At 53.1% G+C, this 689-nt stretch carries 1 protein-coding gene; it reads right to left on the minus strand.

From position 1 onward, the window contains the following. Positions 1 to 689: AMP-binding protein (locus MMB75_RS25990; RefSeq protein WP_277511619.1), on the minus strand; the 689-nt coding region annotated here is incomplete at both ends.

Raw genomic sequence — 689 nt, forward strand, 5'->3', positions numbered from 1 at the left:
GCTCCAAGCTCTTGACTTGCCACGTAGTACGCCACGAGCTGGGTTTGACCTGTTTCGTCCGTGCGGGCCATGATGACTGCTTCTTGTACGGACTCCACCTGCAGCAGCTGCGATTCGATCTCGCCCAGTTCGATCCGGTAGCCCCGGATTTTAATCTGGTGATCCATCCGGCCCAAATATTCAATGTTGCCGTCCGGCATCCATCTCGCCAAATCGCCTGTACGATACATTCGCTCATGACCTGCCTTACCACCAGCGAACGGATGATTTACAAATTTCTCGGCCGTCAGTTCTTTACGTTTCCAGTACCCACGGGCCAAGCCTTCCCCTGCAATACATAACTCACCTGGCACACCGACGGGCTGCAATTCCCCATTCGCATTCATGATATATATTTGGGTATTCGCGATAGGGCGTCCAATATGAATATGTTGAGCATGGGTCAGTTCCTGCACGGTCGACCAAACCGTCGTTTCTGTAGGTCCATACATGTTATAAATCCGGGGACCGTTGATTTCTTGCAGTGCTGCAAGCAGCTTAGACGGCAGGGCTTCGCCCCCCACCATTATAGCCTTCACGCCTTGCAGCGCGCGGGAACCTGCTTCATGACCCAGCAGCATTTGCAGCCGGGACGGCGTCATTTGCAGCATTTCAATATGATGATGAGCAATCAATTCACCCAGCGCCTG

Source organism: Paenibacillus sp. P2(2022) (assembly GCF_029522175.1).
GTDB lineage: Bacteria > Bacillota > Bacilli > Paenibacillales > Paenibacillaceae > Paenibacillus > Paenibacillus polymyxa.